The 3,276-nt window shown below is 74.4% G+C and carries 5 protein-coding genes; 3 read left to right on the top strand and 2 right to left on the bottom strand.

Annotated features, from left to right (window positions below):
- The first annotated feature begins 192 nt into the window (after positions 1 to 192).
- Positions 193 to 1,011 carry a S1 family peptidase gene (locus ACVMLK_RS20410; RefSeq protein ID WP_422925989.1) on the top strand — a complete coding sequence of 273 codons (819 nt, stop codon included), beginning with the start codon at positions 193 to 195 and terminating at the stop codon, positions 1,009 to 1,011.
- Positions 1,012 to 1,035: 24 nt separating this feature from the next.
- Here the strand turns inward: ACVMLK_RS20410 and ACVMLK_RS20405 are convergent, their stop codons facing one another.
- Complete coding sequence (locus ACVMLK_RS20405; protein WP_457487463.1) at positions 1,036 to 1,785, bottom strand: hypothetical protein; 750 nt, start codon at positions 1,783 to 1,785, stop codon at positions 1,036 to 1,038.
- Positions 1,786 to 1,981: 196 nt separating this feature from the next.
- On the opposite strand from ACVMLK_RS20405, the gene ACVMLK_RS20400 reads away from it, so the two are divergent.
- Complete coding sequence (locus ACVMLK_RS20400) at positions 1,982 to 2,326, top strand: hypothetical protein (RefSeq protein ID WP_457487462.1); 345 nt, start codon at positions 1,982 to 1,984, stop codon at positions 2,324 to 2,326.
- Positions 2,327 to 2,411: 85 nt separating this feature from the next.
- Positions 2,412 to 2,750, top strand: coding sequence for a hypothetical protein (locus tag ACVMLK_RS20395; protein ID WP_422925995.1), 339 nt, complete (start codon positions 2,412 to 2,414; stop codon positions 2,748 to 2,750).
- Between the two features lie 16 nt (positions 2,751 to 2,766).
- Here ACVMLK_RS20395 and ACVMLK_RS20390 read toward each other — a convergent pair.
- Positions 2,767 to 3,276, bottom strand: a 510-nt coding sequence (locus tag ACVMLK_RS20390) for a MotE family protein (RefSeq protein ID WP_457487461.1), incomplete at its 5' end; no start/stop codon positions are given.

Raw genomic sequence — 3,276 nt, 5'->3', positions numbered from 1 at the left:
TCGCCGGCCAGGCGGGCCTGCTCGGCCGTGGCCAGGGCGATGCGGCGCTCATCGGCGCGCTGCCGGGCCAGCCGGATCAGCAAGGGCAGTCCCTGCATGCTTCTCTCCCCCCCGTCCGGATGACGGGACTTGGCCGGCCGTGCCGCGCCATGCTATCCATTATTCGTTTTTCGCAAAAACGTCGAGGCCCGGATGCGTGCTTGGCTGCGGTGGTGTCTTCCCGGCGGCGGCCTGGCGATGCTGGGGATCGGGCTGGCCTGCGCCGCCTCCGGCCGGGCGGCCGCGCCCGAGGCCACGCCGTCGGTCCCGACACGGTTCGGCGGCAGCGCCTTCCTGATCGGGCCGGGCCGGATGGTCACCAACACCCATGTCGTGCTGCGCTGCCGCCTCGAGGGCCGGGGCGTGGCGGTGGAGGGCCTGCCCGGCCCCTGGCGGGTGCTGGCGGAGGATCCCGGCACCGATCTGGCGCTGCTGGCCGGCCCGGCCGCGGGCGAGGCGGCGCTGGCGCTCTCCGCCGCGCCGCGCCTGCCGCGCGGCCTGCCGGTGCTGGTGCTGGGCTATCCCGCGAACCAGCCGGGCCACCGGCCGCAGGCCAGCGCCGGCACGCTGCGGCACGCCACCCTGACGGTGCACGACCCGGAGGGCGGCCATGCCGTCAGCTTCGTCATGACCGACCGGCAGGGCCGGGAGGTGGAACCGGGTTGGGAGGACGGGCTGCGCTATTTCGGCGCCGCCCAGGCCGAGCGGCTGCGCTGGCGGCTGGAGATCGCGGCGCCGGCCAGCGGCGGCAGTTCCGGCGGGCCGGTGCTGGATGCGGCGGGCAATGTGGTGGGGGTGGTCTATGCCGGCGGCGCCGGCGGCACTTCCGCGGTACCGCTGACCGACCTGCGCGATTTCCTGGCCCGCAGCGGGGTGGCGCCCCGGCTGCAGGCGCCCGCCGGCGGCGGGACGCCCGACTGGCGGGCGGTGCAGGAGCGGGTGGCGGACGCGATCCGGCGGGTGACCTGCTGAGCGGCGAGGGTGACGCCGGGGGGCTCAGGCCGCGGCGATGCGCGAGCCCGGAGAGACCTGGCCGGCGCTCTCCTCCTGGCCGTCCGGCCCATCCTCCCGCAGCGCGGCGACCCCGGCGGCCAGGACCGTCTCGCCCTGCCGCCCCAGCGCCAGCGTGACATCGCGCAGCGCCGCCTGCAGCGAGAGGCAGTCGAGGCCCCCCTCCTGCGCGGCCAGCAACACCGCCCCGCCCTGGACTTCGCTCTCCTGGACTTCGCTCTCCTGGATCTCGCTTCGGGACGCCGGCCGCAGCCGGAGGGTCTGGGCCAGGTCACGGAGCGCCTGCGGCGCATGGGCGCAATCGCCGGCCAGCCGCAGGGTCAGCTGGTAGGACCGGCCCTCCGCCGCCGGGCGCAGCCAGTGCTCCTCGCCCGGCCCGCCGGGCAGCCGCCGCCAGGCCGCGCTTCCGACCAGGGCCAGCAGGGCCCGCCGGCGGCGCGCCGAGCGCGCCATCCGCAGCACCGCCCGCGCCACGGCGGCCAGGCCGCATTGCCGCATCCGTGCGCCGAGCTCGAGCAGGGTCGTGCGCAGCGCCGCCCCCTCCGCATCCGCCGCGCCCTCCATCAGGAAGCACAGGCCCGGATCGAGGAATTCCGGCATCAGCACCCCCGTATCCTGCGTCATCCGGTGCATCCAGAGGCGGTCCAGGGCCTGTTCCGCGCTGTGCAGCAGCAGGCTCAGATCGGGGTCCCGCGGCGCGGCGTGACGCGAGGCAAGGGGGATGACGGTCGCCATTCTGGCTGCTCTCCGCGGGATCGGGCGAATGCAGCGACTATGCCGGGAAGGCGTTAACAAAGCGTGATCCCGCTTTGTTCGCGGAATTGATCAAGAAAGCGACAAATCTCCGTGAGAGATCATCCCGCCCCCGCCTGCGGACTTCTCCCCGCGAAGCTGGCGGCGATAGGGCGGCGGCGCGATGGCAGGAATGGCGATGCGGATCATCCGGAACGGGCGGAACGGGCGGGCGATGGCCCTGGCGGCAGGGCTGACGACCGGGCTGGCAACCGGGCTGGCCTTGGCAGGGCCGGCGATGGCGCAGGAGGTCCCGCGGCAGATCCCGCCCCTCGACACGACGCGGCTGAACGCCCAGAGCTTCGATGTGCGCGGCTTCGACCCGCTCGCCGGTCAGGCGCCGGCGCCGCCGATCGCGTCGCGCATGGCGTCTTCCGAGACCCCCTCCTGGGCGACGATGACCGCGCCGCCCGCCGCGGAGAGGGTGGGCCGGTTGATGAGCGAAGGCTGGAGCCGGGACGGCTTCGCCGCCCGTCGAGACTGAAGTTTTTTTGAGACACAATCCCTATTTTATGGATTGTTCTCCTGCGGCATCATCAGCCCATGGCACAGGAGGGAAGACGCCGGGCATGGCAGCGCATTACGGGCGGGGCTTCGTCTTGCTGCACACGGCGCTGGGCCTGTTCGTCGGGCGCACGCCGAGTCAATCCTACTGGTCCAAGCTGAACGCCGCCGGGCGCGACGCCGCCGCCACCTTCCCGAGCGAGGCCCTGGCGCGGCTGCATGTCGAGATCTGGGAGGGCGGCTGGCCGGAGGATGAGCGGCTGAACGAGCTGGAGCTGCATCCGGTGCGGATCGACCGCCCCGGTGGCTGGGCCAGTGTCGCGGCGCTGCGCGAGGCGGGACTGGAGCGGCATCTGGGCGAGCTGGCGCATCGCGCCTGGGCCCGCCAGGGCGGTCATTGCTGAGCCGGCGCGCCCCTGCTCACGGCGCGGCGCGGAAGGCCTCGCGCCGCCCGGCGATCTCCTGGGTCACCGCCAGGGCGGCGGGCGCATCCATGCTGGCCAGGATCGGGCCGGCCTGCCGCTCGGGGATCTTCAGCAGGATCACCGCGGCCCGCTGCGGCTCCAGCCGGTCCAACACCTTGGCCGCCTGCTGCGGCTTCATGTTGACATAAAGCGCGACCAGCGCGTCGAGATCGGCCTCCGAGGCGGTGTTCTCGCGCACCACCAGCCGCTCCATCTCCTCGCGCAGCCGCGCCAGTTCGGCGATCTGCCCGCGCGCCAGCGCCTCGGCCGCCTGCAACCGCGCCTCGCGCGCCTCCAGCGCCCGCTCGCGCCGCTCGATCTCCGCCTGGCGGCGCGACACCTCGGCCAGCAGCCGGGCATCGCCGGGCCGATCGTCGCCCAGCGGATTGGCGCGGATCGGGCCGGCCAGCACCGGCGCCACGGTGGGCCGCGCGGTCAGCCCGCCCCCCATGGTCATGACCGGGGC

The sequence above is a fragment of the Teichococcus aerofrigidensis genome (assembly GCF_054073225.1).
This window is presented reverse-complemented; position numbering and strand designations above follow the sequence as displayed.